Origin of the sequence: Streptomyces sp. NPDC058576 (assembly GCF_042718715.1) — a bacterium.
Classification (GTDB): Bacteria; Actinomycetota; Actinomycetes; order Streptomycetales; family Streptomycetaceae; genus Streptomyces.
The window spans coordinates 12,638-27,083 of sequence record NZ_JBHXPF010000040.1; the positions used below are offsets into that span (position 1 = coordinate 12,638).

Sequence of the window (14,446 nt, forward strand, 5' to 3'; positions counted from 1 at the left end):
GTTTGGATCAGGTCGGACCCCGCGAGCCCGACATGATCCAAACGACACGCCCTAGTGGCAGAGGCGCGCTTCGTGCTCCGCGTGGCCGCTCGGCTCCAGCTGGAAGGTGCAGTGCTCCACGTCGAAGTGGTCCCCGAGGCAGCCCTGCAGCTCGTGCAGCACCTTCTCGTGCCCTATCGAGTCCAGCATCTCCTGGCGCACCACCACATGCGCGGAGAGCACCGGCATCCCCGAGGTGATCGTCCAGGCGTGCAGGTCATGGACGTCCAGCACCCCGGGCAGCGCCGTGATGTGGGCCCGTACCTCCGCCATGTCCACACCCTTGGGCGCCGCTTCCAGCAGCACGTTCAGGGTCTCCCGCAACAGCTTCACCGTCCGCGGGACGATCATCAGGCCGATCACAAGAGAGGCGATCGGGTCGGCGGCCTGCCAGCCGGTCGCCATGATGACGCCCGCCGAGATGATCACGGCGAGCGAGCCCAGGGTGTCGGCCAGCACCTCCAGATAGGCGCCCCGCACGTTCAGGCTCTCCTGCTGTCCGCGCGTCAGCAGGGACAGGGAGACGATGTTGGCCACCAGGCCGACGGCGGCGAACGCGATGGCGAGGCCGCCCTTCGTCTCGGCCGGGGTGATGAACCGCTCGACCGCCTCGAACACCAGGTAGCCGCCGACCCCCAGCAGCAGCAGACAGTTCGCGAGCGCCGCCAGGATCTCCGCGCGGGCGAAGCCGAAGGTGCGGTTCGGCCCGGCCGGACGGTTGGCGAAGTGGATGGCGAGCAGCGCCATCCCGAGCCCCAGGGCGTCGGTGGCCATGTGAGCGGCGTCCGCGATCAGGGCCAGCGAGTCGGAGAGCACCCCGCCGACGATCTCCATGACCATCACGCTCAGCGTGATCGCCAGGGCGACGCGGAGCCTGCCCCGGTACGCGGCGGCCGCCGTGCCGGTCGGCGGCGGGCCGCCGTGCGCATGCCCGTGATCGTGGCCAGCCCCCATGCGAAACGCCTCCAGATCCCCGCGACGGTGCCGGGCAGGACCGCCCGACAGGCCCAGTGAACTACGGGTGGGGGGTATCGGGCAACACGGGACTGAACACCGTTGTCATGTGCTCTGACCTGCGGAAACGTTCCGCAGGTCAGAGCGTTGACACGATCAGGGACGCGCCTGCCCGGACACCCTCAATGACGCTGCCGCACGCGGGCCTCGGGGTGGCGCAGGCACCAGCCCTCCCAGGCCGACTCGACCATCTCGCGCACACCCCGGCGGGCCATCCAGCCCAGCTCGTCGGTGATCCGCGCGGCCGACGCCACCGCCCTCGGCGCGTCACCGGCCCGGCGCGGCTCGACCACCGGCTTCCGGCTGTGGCCCGTCACGTCGCCGATCACCTCGGCCAGCTCCCGGACCGAGACGCCCTCGCCCCGGCCGACGTTCAGCGTCAGGTCTCCGGCGCCCGTTGCGTCCAGCCGCCGCGCGACCGCGAGATGCGCCTCGGCCAGATCGGCGACATGGATGTAGTCGCGGATGCACGTGCCGTCCGGCGTCGGATAGTCGTCGCCGAAGATCCGCGGGGCCTCGCCGCGGGTGAGCCGCTCGAACATCATCGGCACGATGTTGAAGACCCCGGTGTCCGCGAGCTCGGGCGCGCCCGAGCCCGCCACGTTGAAGTACCGCAGGCAGGCGGTCGAGAGCCCGTGGGCCTTCCCGGTGGCCCGCACCAGCCACTCACCGGTGAGCTTGGTCTCGCCGTACGGATTGATGGGAAGGCAGGGCGTCTCCTCCGTGATGAGGTCCACATCCGGTACGCCGTAGACGGCCGCCGAGGACGAGAAGAGGAAGCGCCGTACCCCCGCCGCGACCACGGCCTCCAGCAGGACGGCGAGTCCGGCGACGTTCTCCCGGTAGTACAGCAGCGGCTTCTCCACGGACTCGCCGACCTGCTTCTTCGCCGCGAGATGCACCACGCCGCTCACCGCGTGATCGGCCAGGACCCGGTCCAGCAGGGCGCGGTCGGAGGCGGAGCCCTCCACCAGCGTGACCTCCTCCGGCAGCCGTTCCACGATGCCGGTGGAGCGGTCGTCGAGCACGACGACCCGCTCGCCCGCCGCGACCATGGCCCGCGCCACGTGTGCCCCGATGTAACCCGCCCCGCCTGTGATCAGCCATGTCATGCCCGCCAGCCTAAGCCGCCCGCCCGTGCGGGCCGACCGGCGGTTTGTGGGCCGGGCCCCCGATCGATGATGATGATCGCGAACGCCGCCCGGTCTTGCAGGTCCACCCGAACGGCGCACAAACGGGTGGTGAAATCGGCCTTCCGTTCATCCGATAGCCTCAGCCGACACGCCGCCGGCCCGCCTCGTGGCCGTGCCGCTGTGTGTTGCCCACGTCAGTGCCAAGGAGTGAGTTCGTCTGTCGACCGCCATTCTCACCGGTACGCCGGTACCCGGGTCGTCGCTCGCGGACGATCTGCGGTCCCTGGGCTTCGACGTGCAGACCGCCCGCGACGCCGGTGACGCCGCAGCCCTCCTCGCCGCCGTCCCGGCCGGCCGCCGCGTCGCCCTCGTCGACCCGCGTTTCGTGGGCCACGTCCACGCGCTGCGGCTCGCACTGACCGACCCGCGCTTCGCCGCCGCCACCGTCCCCGGCGCGCTCACCGCGCAGCCCGAGGCGCGCGGCGCGCTGCTGCGCGCCCTGCAGCGCACCACCGCCGCCGTCGGCGCGGGCGCCCCCGTCGTCGAGCCGGAGGCCGACCCCGCGCCCGATGACCGGACCGTCCCCGGCCGTATCGCCGTGGCGCTGGAGACCGAGGGCATCGCCGTACAGCGCCCCGCCCTCGGCTCCCTCACCGCCGCCGTCCCCACCGACGCCGGACAGCGCGCGACCGCCGAGAGCGCCCGCGACGCGGTCGACGACGAGGCGGTACGGCTGCGCGGCGCGGTGAAGGCCCACGACGGCTTCTTCACCACGTTCGCCATCAGCCCCTACTCCCGCTACATCGCCCGCTGGTGCGCCCGCCGCAACCTCACCCCGAACCAGGTCACCACGGCGTCCCTGATCACCGCGCTCATCGCGGCCGGTGCGGCGGCCACCGGGACCCGGGGCGGCTACGTCGCGGCCGGGATCCTGCTCCTGGTCTCCTTCGTGCTGGACTGCACCGACGGGCAGCTCGCCCGCTACTCGCTGCAGTACTCCACGATGGGCGCCTGGCTGGACGCCACCTTCGACCGGGCCAAGGAGTACGCGTACTACGCGGGGCTCGCCATCGGCGCCGTACGCGGCGGCGATGACGTCTGGGTCCTCGCCCTCGGCGCTATGGTCCTCCAGGCCTGCCGCCATGTCGTGGACTTCTCGTTCAACGAGGCCAATCACGACGCGGTCGCCAACACCAGCCCCACCGCCGCCCTCTCCGACAAGCTCGACAGCGTCGGCTGGACGGTCTGGGCGCGCCGGATGATCGTGCTGCCGATCGGCGAGCGCTGGGCCATGATCGCGGTGCTCACCGCCGTCACCACGCCCCGGATCGTTTTCTACGCGCTGCTCGTCGGCTGCGCGCTGGCCGCCTGCTACACCACGGCGGGCCGCCTGCTGCGCTCGCTGACCCGCCGGGCCAGCCGCACCGACCGTGCCGCGCAGGCCCTCGCGGACCTCGCCGACTCCGGCCCGCTCGCCCAAGGCGTGGCCGCCGTCGCCCCCGGGCTCCGAGGCGGTTTCACCGCCCCGGCCGTGGCCCTGCTCGGGACGCTCGTCATGATCGGCTCGGCGCTCTTCCTCCCGTACGGCAGCTGGCTCACCGTCGTCGCCGCCGCCGTGTACGTGGTCCTCGCAGGCCTCGCCGTCGCCCGCCCGCTCAAGGGCACGCTCGACTGGCTCGTGCCGCCGTTCTTCCGGGCGGCGGAGTACGTCACGATCCTTGTGCTGGCGGCCCGCAGCGACGTCCCGCACGCCGTTCCGGCGGCCTTCGGACTCGTCTCGGCCGTCGCCTACCATCACTACGACACGGTGTACCGCATCCGCGGCGGCACCGGCGCGCCGCCCCAGTGGCTGGTGCGGACGATCGGTGGACACGAGGGCCGCACCGCGCTGGTGGCCGTCCTCGCCGCCGTACTCACCCACGCCTCAGGTTTCACCACGGCCCTGACCGCGCTCGCGGTCGCCGTGGCTCTGGTGGTGCTCGTGGAGTCCATCCGCTTCTGGGTGTCCTCCTCGGCCCCCGCCGTACACGACGAAGGAGAACTCGCATGATCGGCCTCGTACTGGCAGCCGGTGCAGGGCGTCGTCTGCGCCCCTACACGGACACGCTCCCCAAGGCGCTCGTCCCTGTGGACGGCGACAAGACGGTCCTCGACCTCACGCTGGCCAACTTCGCCGAGGTCGGACTCACCGAGGTCGCGATCGTCGTCGGCTACCGCAAGGAGGCCGTCTACGCCCGCAAGGCCGAGCTGGAGGCGACCTACGGCCTCACCCTCACGCTGATCGACAACGACAAGGCCGAGGAGTGGAACAACGCCTACTCCCTGTGGTGCGCCCGTGACGTCATCAAGCGCGGCGTGATCCTCGCCAACGGCGACACCGTGCACCCGGTCTCCGTCGAGAGGACGCTCCTGGACGCCCGCGGCAAGGGCCAGAAGATCATCCTCGCCCTGGACACCGAGAAGGTGCTCGCCGACGAGGAGATGAAGGTCATCACCGAGGAGGGCAAGGGCGTCCAGCGCATCACCAAGCTGATGGACCCGGCCACCGCGACCGGCGAGTACATCGGCGTGACCCTCATCGAGGCCGAGGCCGCCGAGGAGCTGGCGGACGCGCTGAAGACCACCTTCGAGCGCGACCCCGACCTCTACTACGAGGACGGCTACCAGGAGCTGGTCAACCGCGGCTTCACCGTCGACGTGGCCCCCATCGGCACCGTGACCTGGGTCGAGATCGACAACCACGACGACCTCGAGAAGGGCCGTGAGATCGCGTGCCAGTACTGACCCGGCTCATTCCGTCCCCGGTCGTCGTCGACATCCGGCGCGGCGCCATGGACGATCTGGCGGGTCTCCTGGCCGATCAGCGGATCTCCTCCTCGGGCAAGCTCGCCATCGCGATCAGCGACGGCTCCGGGCGCGCCCTGCGGGAGAGGCTCGCCCCGGTCCTGCCGGGCGCCGACTGGTATCCGGTGTCCGACGGCACGATCGACTCCGCGGTGAAGCTCGCCGACGGCATCAAGGGCAACCGGTACGACGCGGTCGTCGGCCTCGGCGGCGGCAAGATCATCGACGTGGCGAAGTACGCCGCGGCGCGGGTCGGGCTGCCCATGGTCGCCGTCGCGACGAACCTCTCGCACGACGGCCTGTGCTCGCCGGTCGCCACGCTGGACAACGACAACGGGCGCGGCTCCTACGGGGTGCCCACCCCGATCGCCGTGGTCATCGACCTCGACGTGATCCGTGAGGCGCCCGCCCGGTACGTCCGCTCCGGCATCGGCGACGCGATCTCGAACATCTCCTGCGTCGCCGACTGGGAGCTGGCCCACGAGGTCAACGGCGAGGAGATCGACGGTCTGGCGGCGGCGATGGCCCGCCAGGCGGGCGAGGCCGTGCTGCGTCACCCCGGCGGGGTCGGCGACGACGGCTTCCTGAAGGTGCTGGCCGAGGGGCTCGTGCTGACGGGCATCTCGATGTCGGTCGCGGGCGACTCCCGCCCGGCGTCCGGCGCCTGCCACGAGATCAACCACGCCTTCGACCTGCTGTTCCCCCAGCGCGCGGCGAGCCACGGCGAGCAGGTCGGCCTCGGCGCCTGCTTCGCCATGCATCTGCGCGGTGCCCGCCAGGAGTCCCTCCTGATGGCATCGATACTGCGCCGCCACGGTCTGCCGGTCCTGCCGGAGGAGATCGGGTTCAGCGTCGACGAGTTCGTCAAGGCCGTCGACTACGCGCCGCAGACGCGTCCGGGACGCTTCACGGTCCTGGAGCACCTCAACCTGTCCACCGATCAGATCAGGGACGCGTACGCCGACTATGCGACGACCATCAGTAGCTGAACTCCGTCCGGTCGTTCACCCCCCGGGGGTGAAGGACCGGCGAAGCGGCGAGCACTGGGCCGGGCGCATGTACATGCGCGAGGTCTCGCTGCGCGTGGACCGCTACCTGGTCAACACCCGCGTCACGCCGAACCAGGTCACGTACGTGATGACGCTGGCCGGCGCCCTGGCCGCCCCGGCGCTGCTGGTGCCGGGCATCTGGGGCGCCGTGCTCGGCGTGGTGATGGTCCAGCTCTACCTGCTGTTCGACTGCGTGGACGGCGAGCTGGCCCGCTGGAAGAAGCAGTACTCGCTCAGCGGCGTCTACCTGGACCGGGTCGCCGCCTACCTGTGCGACGCCGCGGTGCTCGTCGGCCTCGGCCTGCGCGCCGCCGACATCTGGGGCGAGGGCCGGATCGACTGGCTCTGGGCCTTCCTCGGGACCCTCGCCGCGCTCGGCGCGATCCTCATCAAGGCCGAGACGGACCTGGTCGGCGTGGCCCGCCACCAGGGCGGGATGCCGCCGGTGAAGGAGGCGGCCTCCGAGCCGCGCTCCTCCGGCATGGCGCTGGCCCGCAAGGCGGCGGCGGCGCTCAAGTTCCACCGGCTGATCCTCGGCATCGAGGCCTCGCTGGTGATTCTCGTGGTGGCTGTCGTCGACGCGATCGGGGGCGACCTCTTCTACACCCGCCTGACCGTGGCGGTCATGGCCGGCATCGCGCTGCTGCAGACCCTGCTGCACCTGGTCTCCGTCCTGGCGTCCAGCAGGCTGAAGTGACCTTTCCCATGAAACTGGGCGCGGTGATCATCACCATGGGCAACCGCCCGGACGAGCTCCGTGCCCTCCTCGATTCGGTCACCGCCCAGCACGGTGACCGGATCGAGGTCGTGGTGGTCGGCAACGGCGCCCCGGTCCCCGAGGTGCCCGCCGGGGTGCGCACGGTGGAGCTGCCCGAGAACCTGGGCATCCCCGGCGGCCGCAACGTCGGCATCGAGGCGTTCGGCCCCCGCGGGGCGGACGTGGACGCGCTGCTCTTCCTGGACGACGACGGGCTGCTCCCCAACCGGGACACCGCCGAGCTGTGCCGGCAGGCCTTCGAGGCGGACCCGAGGCTCGGGATCGTCACCTTCCGGATCGCCGACCCGGACACCGGCGCCACCCAGCGGCGGCACGTGCCCCGGCTGCGGGCCGCCGACCCGATGCGCTCCTCGCGCGTGACGACCTTCCTCGGCGGCGCCAACGCCGTACGCACCAAGGTCATCGCCGAGGTCGGCCCGCTGCCCGAGGACTTCTTCTACGCCCACGAGGAGACGGACCTCGCCTGGCGGGCGCTGGACGCGGGCTGGATGATCGACTACCGCGCCGACATGGTGCTGAACCACCCCACCACCGTGCCGTCCCGGCACGCGGTCTACCACCGCATGGTCGCCCGCAACCGGGTCTGGCTCGCCCGCCGGAACCTGCCCGCCCCGCTGGTCCCCCTCTACCTGGGGGTCTGGCTGCTGCTGACCCTGGGCAGGCGTCCGTCGCCGCCCGCGCTGAAGGCATGGTTCGGCGGATTCCGGGAAGGCTGGACCACCCCCTGCGGAACCCGTCGCCCGATGAAGTGGCGTACGGTGTGGCGGCTGACGAGGCTGGGCCGACCTCCGGTCATCTGAGAGGCTTTCCTCTGAGAGCATGAGGCGTATTTTCTTTCCGGAACCTGTCCGCCTGAGCCGCGCCCGCGACTGGCTGCGCGTGAAGACGAGAGTTTCAACTTGTGAGTGACACGACCCACGACGGTGGGGTAGCCCTCGGGACCCCACCGTCCGCCGACGAGGGCCTCGACGCGGCCCAGCTGGCCGCCAAGTACGGCCTGACCGTGAGCGGCGCCCGGCCGGGGCTGTTCGCGTACATGCGACAGCTCTGGGGACGACGCCACTTCATCCTGGCCTTTTCCCGGGCGAAGCTGACCGCGCAGTACAGCCAGGCCAAACTGGGCCAGCTGTGGCAAGTGGTCACGCCCCTGCTGAACGCCGCGGTCTATTACCTGATCTTCGGACTGATCCTGGGGACCAGGGAGGGGATTCCCCACGACGTCTTCGTGCCGTTCCTGGTCACCGGCGTCTTCGTCTTCACCTTCACCCAGAGCTCGGTGATGGCGGGCGTCCGGTCGATCTCCGGCAACCTCGGACTGGTCCGGGCCCTCCACTTCCCCCGGGCCTCGCTCCCGATCTCCTTCTCACTCCAGCAGCTCCAGCAACTGCTCTTCTCGATGATCGTGATGGTCGCGGTCACCGTCATCTTCGGCAGCTACCCCTCGCTGTCGTGGCTCCTGGTGATCCCCGCCCTGATCCTCCAGTTCGTCTTCAACACCGGGCTGGCCCTCGTCATGGCGCGGCTCGGCTCCAAGACGCCCGACCTCGCGCAGCTGATGCCGTTCGTGATGCGCACCTGGATGTACGCCTCCGGCGTCATGTTCTCCATCCCGGTGATGCTCAAGGACAAGCCGGCCTGGATCGCCGACGTGCTGCAGTACAACCCGGCGGCCATCTACATGGACCTGGTCCGCTTCGCCATGATCGACGGGTACGGCTCCGAGAACCTGCCGGACCACGTCTGGGCCGCCGGCCTGGGCTGGGCCGTGCTGCTGGGCGTCGTGGGATTCGTGTACTTCTGGAAGGCGGAGGAGCGGTACGGCCGTGGCTGACGACAACGCGCAGGGGCGCATCCCCACGGTGATCGCCGACGACGTGCACATCGTGTACCGGGTCAACGGCGCGGGCGGCGGCCGGGGCAGCGCCACCGCCGCACTGAGCCGCATGGTGCGGCGCGGCAAGGGCGAGCCGCGCGGCGTCCGGAAGGTGCACGCCGTCCGCGGTGTCTCCTTCACCGCCTACCGCGGCGAGGCCATCGGCCTCATCGGCACCAACGGCTCCGGCAAGTCGACACTGCTGCGGGCCATCGCCGGTCTGCTGCCGACCGAATCCGGCCATGTGTACACCGACGGTCAGCCCTCGCTGCTCGGGGTGAACGCGGCCCTGATGAGCGATCTGACCGGGGAGCGCAACGTGGTGCTCGGCGGTCTGGCCATGGGGATGACCCAGGCCGAGATCCGCTCCCGCTATCAGGAGATCGTCGACTTCTCCGGGATCAACGAGAAGGGCGACTTCATCACCCTCCCGATGCGGACGTACTCCTCCGGTATGGCGGCGCGGCTGCGCTTCTCGATCGCCGCCGCCAAGAACCACGACGTCCTCATGATCGACGAGGCGCTGGCCACCGGTGACCGCAAGTTCCGGATCCGTTCCGAGGAGCGGATCCGCGAGCTCCGCAAGGAGGCGGGCACCGTCTTCCTGGTCAGCCACAACAACAAGTCGATCCGGGACACCTGCGACCGCGCGCTCTGGCTGGAGAAGGGCGAGCTGCTGATGGACGGTCCCACCGAGGAAGTCCTCAAGGCGTACGAGCGCGAAACGGGGAAGTAGCCCGAGCGTCTCCCACGGCCCCCGCCGGACCGGTCCGGCGGGGGCCGTGCGGTGCCCGGCGCCGGGCGGGCCGGGCGCAGTAGGGGCCCGGGTCGATCTCCTCCCGGCGGATGACGTCAATCGCGCCGTGCGCGGGGAAGGTTGACGGGGACGGCCGGGAAGCGGCGGCGGGCGCTCCACCCCGCCGATCCCCTGTGAGCTGTACAACGTAAGCTGTAGCGGTGCTGATTCATGGCAAGTAGGGCGATACGCCCCGGCACCGACGCTCTGCCGCAGTGCACTCGGAAGACTGAGCGGCGTGTCCGAAAAGGGTTGTTTTGGGTCAGCAGTGTAGAACGGGAGATGTGACGGCAATGACGGAAGATCTCCAGCTCCGACGTGGTTTCGCCGTCCCCGCGCCGGGCGGTCCGCAGTGACCTCGACCCCCGAGTCGCGCACCGGCGACGCCACCCTCGGCAAGGCCGCGGACGAGAACTTCCCCGTGGCGCCCTTCTTCCTGCCCCGCGCCTGGCGCGACGACCTGATGGCCGTCTACGGATTCGCCCGGCTCGTCGACGACATCGGCGACGGCGACCTCGCCCCCGGCGGCGCGGACGCCCGCCACCTCGGCCTGGAGCCGGAACAGAGCGACGACCGCCTCGACATGCTCGACGCCTTCGAGACCGATCTCCACCGGGTCTTCGCCACCACCGGCGACGAGCCGCACCACCCGCTGCTGCGCGACCTGCGCCCCACCGTGCGGCGCCGCGCGCTCACCCCCGAACCCTTCCTCGGCCTGATCGAGGCCAACCGCCAGGACCAGAAGATCCGCCGCTACGGCACCTACGCCGAGCTCGCCGCCTACTGCGAGCTCTCCGCGAACCCGGTCGGCCGCCTGGTCCTCGCCCTCACCGGCACCGCGAGCCCGGACCGTATCCGCCGCTCCGACGCGGTCTGCACCGCACTCCAGATCGTCGAGCACCTCCAGGACGTGGCCGAGGACCTCGAACGCGACCGGATCTACCTGCCCGCCGAGGACATGGACCGCTTCCGGGTCACCGAGTCCGACCTGGCCGCGCCCTCCGCCGGAGCCTCCGTCCGCGCCCTGATCGCGTACGAGGCCCAGCGCGCGAGCGAGCTGCTGGACGAAGGCCCCCCACTGGTGGGCAGCGTCGACGGCAGACTCAGACTGCTTCTCGCCGGATTCGTCGGGGGCGGCCGCAGCGCGCTCGCGGCGATCTCGGCAGCCGGGTTCGACGTACTGCCCGGACCGCCCAAACCCACCAAGCCCAGGCTGCTGCGCGAAGTGGGAATCGTCTTGCGAAGAGCGCGTGGAGAGAGGTGAGCCGGACCGTGGAGGGACAGACGACGTACATGTCGCCGCCGGTGCAGGCCGCATACAGCTACTGCGAAGCCGTCACCGGACAGCAGGCCCGTAACTTCGCCTACGGCATCCGGCTGCTGCCGTACGAGAAGCGGCAGGCCATGTCGGCGCTGTACGCCTTCTCCCGTCGGGTCGACGACATCGGCGACGGAGAGCTGGACGCGGGGACCAAGCGGACCCGGCTGGAGAGCACCCGTGAGCTGCTCGACCGGGTCCGGCACGGCAAGGTCGAGGAGGACGACACCGACCCGGTGGCCGTCGCCCTCGCCGACGCCGCCCGCCGCTTCCCGCTCCCGCTCGGCGGACTCGACGAGCTGATCGACGGCGTCCTGATGGACGTGCGGGGCGCGACCTACGAGACCTGGGACGACCTCAAGGCCTACTGCCGGTGCGTCGCCGGAGCCATCGGACGCCTCAGCCTCGGCGTCTTCGGCACCGCGCCCGGCGCCGGCGGGGCCGAGCGCGCAGCGGAGTACGCCGACACCCTCGGCCTCGCCCTCCAGCTCACCAACATCCTGCGCGACGTCCGCGAGGACGCCGGCAACGGGCGCACCTACCTGCCCGCCGACGACCTCGCCAAATTCGGCTGCTCGGCCGGGTTCCACCGGACCACCCCGCCCCCCGGCTCCGACTTCGCGGGCCTCATCCACTTCGAGGTCCGCCGCGCCCGCGCCCTCTTCGCCGAGGGCTACCGGCTGCTGCCGATGCTCGACCGCCGCAGCGGCGCCTGCGTCGCGGCGATGGCCGGGATCTACCGCCGCCTCCTCGACCGCATCGAGCGCGACCCCGAGGCCGTGCTGCGCGGACGGGTCTCGCTGCCCGGCCACGAGAAGGCCTACGTCGCGGTGCGCGGCCTGTCCGGCCTCGACGCCCGCCACATCTCGCGGCTCACCGCCAGGGGGCGTGCCTGATGCGTCCCCGCCGCTCCCGCTCCGGGGCAACCCTCCGGTGGCCCGACGCGTCACTGACTGCGACGATCTCCAGGGTGAGGCCCCGGCAGACGGCCACGACCCGGCGGGAGGAGCAGGTATGAGCGACGAGCCCCCGCGCCCCGTCGGCGTCGTCGTCGGCGGCGGCCTCGCCGGCGTCACGGCGGCGCTCCGCCTCGCCGACGCCGGACTCGACGTGACCCTCCTGGAAGGCCGCCCCCGCCTCGGCGGCCTCGCCTTCTCCTTCCAGCGCGGCGACCTCACCGTCGACAACGGCCAGCACGTCTACCTGCGCTGCTGCACCGGCTACCGCTGGTTCCTCGACCGGATCGACGCCGCCCACCTGGCCCCCCTCCAGGACCGCCTCGACGTGCCCGTGCTGGACGTCGGCCGGGCCGCCGGGCCGCGCCTGGGACGGATCCGCCGCACCGCCCTACCCGTACCGCTGCACCTGGCCGGCGGCCTCGCCGCCTATCCGCACCTGTCGCTCGCCGAGAAGGCGTCCGTGGGCCGGGCCGCCCTGGCACTCGGCCGGCTCGACCCCGCCGACCCCGAGCTGGACCGCATCGACTTCGCCACCTGGCTGCGCCGCAACGGCCAGTCCGAGCGCACCATCGAGGCCCTGTGGGACCTCGTCGGCGTAGCCACGCTGAACGCCACCGCCCCGAACGCCTCCATGGCGCTGGCGGCCAAGGTCTTCAAGACCGGCCTGCTCTCCGAGCCTGGCGCCGCCGACATCGGCTGGGCCACCGTGCCGCTCGGCGAGCTGCACGACACCCTCGCCCGCAAGGCGCTGGACACCGCCGGCGTCCGCACCGAACTGCGCGCCAAGGTCGGGTCCCTCACCCGCACCGCGGACGGCCGCTGGAGCGTCGAGAGCGCGGGGGAGCGGATCACCGCCGACACCGTCGTGCTGGCCGTGCCGCAGACCGAGACCCACGACCTGCTGCCCGCCGGCGCGCTGGACGAGCCGGAGCTGCTGCTCGACATCGACCACGCGCCGATCCTCAACGTCCACGTCGTCTACGACCGCAAGGTGCTGCGCAGGCCGTTCTTCGCCGCGATCGGCTCCCCGGTCCAATGGGTCTTCGACCGCACCCACTCCTCGGGTCTGAAGGGCCCCGGGCAGTATCTGGCCGTCTCGCAGTCGGCCGCCCAGGACGAGATCGACCTGCCCGTCGCCGAACTGCGCTCCCGCTACCTGCCCGAGCTGGAGCGGCTGCTCCCCGCCGCCCGCGGCGCGGGCATCCGCGACTTCTTCGTCACCCGCGAGCGCACCGCCACCTTCGCGCCCGCTCCGGGCGTCGGGCGGCTGCGCCCCGGCCCCCGCACCCGGCTGCCCGGTCTCCAGCTGGCGGGGGCCTGGACCGCCACCGGCTGGCCCGCGACGATGGAGGGCGCCGTGCGCAGCGGCGCCGACGCCGCCGACGCGGCCCTCCACGACCTCGGCCGCCCCCATGGACATCCGCTGCAGGAGGCGGCATGAGCAGTACCACCGGAACAAGAGGAGAGTCTGTGACCCCGGCGAATCCGGCTTTCGACACCGTGGCGGACACCGCGGACGTCACCGCGCTTCTGGAGCGCGGACGAGCCCTGTCAGCGCCGGTCCTGCGGGCTGCCGTGGGCCGGCTCGCGCCGCCCATGGACACCGTCGCCGCCTACCACTTCGGCTGGATCGACGCCGAGGGACGGCCCTCGGACGGCGACGGCGGCAAGGCCGTACGCCCGGCGCTCGCCCTGCTGTCCGCCGAGGCGGCGGGCGCCCCGGCCGAGGCCGGCATCCCAGGCGCCGTGGCCGTCGAACTCGTGCACAACTTCTCACTGCTGCACGACGACCTGATGGACGGCGACGAACAGCGCCGCCACCGCGACACCGTGTGGAAGGTGCACGGCCCCGCCCAGGCGATCCTGGTCGGCGACGCGCTCTTCGCGCTCGCCTACGACCTGCTGCTGGAACTCGGCACGGTCGAGGCGGGCCGCGCGGCCCGTCGCCTGACCTCCGCCACCCGCAAGCTCATCGACGGGCAGGCCCAGGACATCTCCTACGAGCACCGCGAGCGGGTCACCGTCGAGGAGTGCCTGGAGATGGAGGGCAACAAGACCGGCGCCCTGCTGGCCTGCGCGGTCTCCATCGGCGCGGTGCTCGGCGGCGCCGACGACCGCACCGCCGACACCCTGGAGGCGTACGGCTACCACCTCGGCCTCGCCTTCCAGGCCGTCGACGACCTGCTCGGCATCTGGGGCGACCCGGAGTCCACCGGCAAGCAGACCTGGAGCGACCTGCGCCAGCGCAAGAAGTCCCTGCCGGTCGTCGCGGCGCTCGCCGCGGGCGGCGAGGCCTCCGAGCGGCTGGGCGAACTGCTCGCCGCCGACGCCAAGAGCAACGACTTCGACAGCTTCTCCGAAGAGGAGTTCGCCGCCCGCGCGGCGCTCATCGAGGAGGCGGGCGGCCGTGAGTGGACCGCCCAGGAAGCCCGCCGTCAGCACGCGATCGCCATCGAGGCGCTGCACGCCGTCGACATGCCCCACCGGGTACGCGAGCAGCTCACCGAGCTCGCCGACTTCGTGGTGGTACGCAAGAGATGACCACGCTTCGCATATGACTCGCAGTCGCGGCGCGCCGCCCCCCCCCCCCCCGCGCCCCCACCCCCACCCCCCCCCCCCCCCAACAAACAACCACACAACGGC

The 14,446-nt window shown here is 71.7% G+C and carries 13 protein-coding genes; 11 read left to right on the forward strand and 2 right to left on the reverse strand.

Annotated features, from left to right (window positions below; all coding sequences use genetic code 11):
- Positions 1-51: 51 nt before the first annotated feature.
- Positions 52-993: a cation diffusion facilitator family transporter gene (locus tag ACFWRV_RS25020; protein WP_384337979.1), complete on the reverse strand. Its 942-nt coding sequence runs from the start codon at positions 991-993 to the stop codon at positions 52-54.
- Positions 994-1,175: 182 nt separating this feature from the next.
- Positions 1,176-2,165, reverse strand: a complete 990-nt coding sequence (galE, locus tag ACFWRV_RS25025; protein ID WP_384337980.1) for a UDP-glucose 4-epimerase GalE — start codon at positions 2,163-2,165, stop codon at positions 1,176-1,178.
- A gap of 316 nt (positions 2,166-2,481) precedes the next feature.
- On the opposite strand from galE, the gene ACFWRV_RS25030 reads away from it, so the two are divergent.
- From ACFWRV_RS25030 to ACFWRV_RS25080, 11 genes are all read left to right on the forward strand, one after another.
- A complete protein-coding gene (locus ACFWRV_RS25030; protein ID WP_384337981.1) occupies positions 2,482-4,236 on the forward strand; it encodes a DUF5941 domain-containing protein in 1,755 nt (584 codons plus the stop codon).
- Positions 4,233-4,970: a sugar phosphate nucleotidyltransferase gene (locus tag ACFWRV_RS25035; protein WP_384337982.1), complete on the forward strand. Its 738-nt coding sequence runs from the start codon at positions 4,233-4,235 to the stop codon at positions 4,968-4,970. The genes ACFWRV_RS25030 and ACFWRV_RS25035 overlap by 4 nt, the downstream gene beginning before the upstream one ends.
- Entirely contained in the window at positions 4,958-6,019 is a 1,062-nt protein-coding gene (locus ACFWRV_RS25040; protein ID WP_384337983.1) for an iron-containing alcohol dehydrogenase family protein, read from the forward strand. Before ACFWRV_RS25035 ends, ACFWRV_RS25040 begins: the two co-directional genes overlap by 13 nt.
- Entirely contained in the window at positions 5,997-6,776 is a 780-nt protein-coding gene (locus tag ACFWRV_RS25045) for a CDP-alcohol phosphatidyltransferase family protein (protein WP_384337984.1), read from the forward strand. The genes ACFWRV_RS25040 and ACFWRV_RS25045 overlap by 23 nt, the downstream gene beginning before the upstream one ends.
- An 8-nt stretch (positions 6,777-6,784) precedes the next feature.
- A complete protein-coding gene (locus tag ACFWRV_RS25050) occupies positions 6,785-7,657 on the forward strand; it encodes a glycosyltransferase family 2 protein (protein WP_384338025.1) in 873 nt (290 codons plus the stop codon).
- A gap of 101 nt (positions 7,658-7,758) precedes the next feature.
- Complete coding sequence (locus ACFWRV_RS25055; protein ID WP_384337985.1) at positions 7,759-8,688, forward strand: ABC transporter permease; 930 nt, start codon at positions 7,759-7,761, stop codon at positions 8,686-8,688.
- Positions 8,681-9,466, forward strand: a complete 786-nt coding sequence (locus tag ACFWRV_RS25060) for an ABC transporter ATP-binding protein (RefSeq protein ID WP_030711508.1) — start codon at positions 8,681-8,683, stop codon at positions 9,464-9,466. Before ACFWRV_RS25055 ends, ACFWRV_RS25060 begins: the two co-directional genes overlap by 8 nt.
- A gap of 412 nt (positions 9,467-9,878) precedes the next feature.
- Positions 9,879-10,790 (forward strand): squalene synthase HpnC, encoded by a 912-nt coding sequence (gene hpnC / locus ACFWRV_RS25065; protein ID WP_384337986.1) that lies wholly within the window; start codon positions 9,879-9,881, stop codon positions 10,788-10,790.
- A gap of 29 nt (positions 10,791-10,819) precedes the next feature.
- Positions 10,820-11,740, forward strand: a complete 921-nt coding sequence (gene hpnD, locus ACFWRV_RS25070) for a presqualene diphosphate synthase HpnD (RefSeq protein ID WP_384338026.1) — start codon at positions 10,820-10,822, stop codon at positions 11,738-11,740.
- Between the two features lie 118 nt (positions 11,741-11,858).
- Positions 11,859-13,244 carry a hydroxysqualene dehydroxylase HpnE gene (gene hpnE, locus ACFWRV_RS25075; protein WP_384337987.1) on the forward strand — a complete coding sequence of 462 codons (1,386 nt, stop codon included), beginning with the start codon at positions 11,859-11,861 and terminating at the stop codon, positions 13,242-13,244.
- Complete coding sequence (locus ACFWRV_RS25080; RefSeq protein ID WP_384337988.1) at positions 13,241-14,344, forward strand: polyprenyl synthetase family protein; 1,104 nt, start codon at positions 13,241-13,243, stop codon at positions 14,342-14,344. The genes hpnE and ACFWRV_RS25080 overlap by 4 nt, the downstream gene beginning before the upstream one ends.
- Positions 14,345-14,446 lie beyond the last annotated feature (102 nt).

What these genes read in the sequence shown, in the direction of transcription:
- ACFWRV_RS25020 (WP_384337979.1), bottom strand. Translation starts at nt 993, where the DNA reads ATGGGGGCTGGCCACGATCACGGGCATGCGCACGGCGGCCCGCCGCCG.
- galE (WP_384337980.1), bottom strand. Translation starts at nt 2,165, where the DNA reads ATGACATGGCTGATCACAGGCGGGGCGGGTTACATCGGGGCACACGTG.
- ACFWRV_RS25035 (WP_384337982.1), top strand. Translation starts at nt 4,233, where the DNA reads ATGATCGGCCTCGTACTGGCAGCCGGTGCAGGGCGTCGTCTGCGCCCC.
- ACFWRV_RS25045 (WP_384337984.1), top strand. Translation starts at nt 5,997, where the DNA reads ATGCGACGACCATCAGTAGCTGAACTCCGTCCGGTCGTTCACCCCCCG.
- ACFWRV_RS25050 (WP_384338025.1), top strand. Translation starts at nt 6,785, where the DNA reads ATGAAACTGGGCGCGGTGATCATCACCATGGGCAACCGCCCGGACGAG.
- hpnD (WP_384338026.1), top strand. Translation starts at nt 10,820, where the DNA reads ATGTCGCCGCCGGTGCAGGCCGCATACAGCTACTGCGAAGCCGTCACC.
- hpnE (WP_384337987.1), top strand. Translation starts at nt 11,859, where the DNA reads ATGAGCGACGAGCCCCCGCGCCCCGTCGGCGTCGTCGTCGGCGGCGGC.
- ACFWRV_RS25080 (WP_384337988.1), top strand. Translation starts at nt 13,241, where the DNA reads ATGAGCAGTACCACCGGAACAAGAGGAGAGTCTGTGACCCCGGCGAAT.